Genomic DNA, 1220 nt, shown 5'->3' on the forward strand with positions numbered 1-1220 from the left:
ACGCGACTCAAGGTCAGTCACGCCTTCCACTCCCCGCTCATGGAACCGATGCTGGACGAGTTCCGTGCGGTGGCTGAAGGTCTCACCTTCCACACGCCGAACATGGCGGTGGTGTCGAATGTGACCGGCACGTTGGTGTCGAGTGAGCTGACGGATCCGTCGTACTGGGTTTCTCATGTCCGTGAGGGGGTCCGTTTCGCCGACGGGGTGCGCACCCTTGCAGCCGAAGGCGTGACCCGCTTCGTCGAGGTCGGCCCGGACGCCGTGTTGACCGCGGCGGCCCGTCGGACGCTGGACTCCCTCAACGGCCCAAGCGCGATGTTCATACCCGTACTGAAGGCTCGTGTTCCGGAGACGGAGGCGTTCGCAGGCTTCCTGGGACACGCCCACGTCGCCGGACTCCCGGTCGACTGGGACGCCTTCTATGCCGGTTCCGGTGCCCAGCGCGTCGACCTGCCCACTTACGCCTTCCAGCGTCAGCGGTACTGGTTGCCCGAGAACCAGGAGGCCGCCGATCCGGCCGCCGCTGTATGGGCGCCACCGGCGGAGTCGGGACCCACGGGGACCGGGCCTCGGGCCAGTGCGCTGGCGCAACGGCTGGCCGGTGTTCCCGAGACCGAGCGCGAGCAGACGGTGCTCGACCTGGTCCTTGAACAGGTGGCCGCGGTGGTCGGGAAGCCTTCAGGGACGGCGATCGCCCCTTCCCGGGTCTTCAAGGACCTCGGCTTCGACTCCCTCGCGGGGGTGGAACTGTGTGACCGGCTCATGGAGGCTACCGGGCTTCGCCTGCCCACCTCCCTGGTCTTCGACTACCCCACGTCCTCCGCGGTTGCCCGTCTGCTGCTCTCGGAGGTCGGCGGGCCTGACTCGGCGGCCAATCCCGGACCGAGGTCACCACGCGCGCACACCGATGAGCCGTTGGCGATCGTGGGTATGGCGTGTCGTTATCCGGGTGGGGTGACGTCGCCGGAGGAGTTGTGGCGGTTGGTGGCGGAGGGTCGGGACACGGTCTCGGGCCTGCCGACCGACCGGGGCTGGGACCTGGAGCGCCTCTACGACCCCGACCCCGAGCGTGTCGGCACCATATACGTGCGCGGCGGCAGCTTCCTGGACGGCATCGGCGAGTTCGACGCGGGCTTTTTCGGGATCAGTCCGCGTGAGGCGACCGCGATGGACCCGCAGCAACGGCTTCTGCTGGAGGCGTCCTGGGAGGCGCTGGA

Annotated in this window: 1 protein-coding gene; it reads left to right on the forward strand. The window is 68.6% G+C overall.

The annotated features are described in order from the left end of the window. Window positions 1-39: 39 nt before the first annotated feature. A partial coding sequence (locus tag ABZ659_RS35875; protein WP_360229212.1) for a beta-ketoacyl synthase N-terminal-like domain-containing protein occupies window positions 40-1220 on the forward strand: 1181 nt, incomplete at its 3' end.

This window comes from Streptomyces sp. NPDC006997, from assembly GCF_040635175.1.
Taxonomy (GTDB): domain Bacteria; phylum Actinomycetota; class Actinomycetes; order Streptomycetales; family Streptomycetaceae; genus Streptomyces.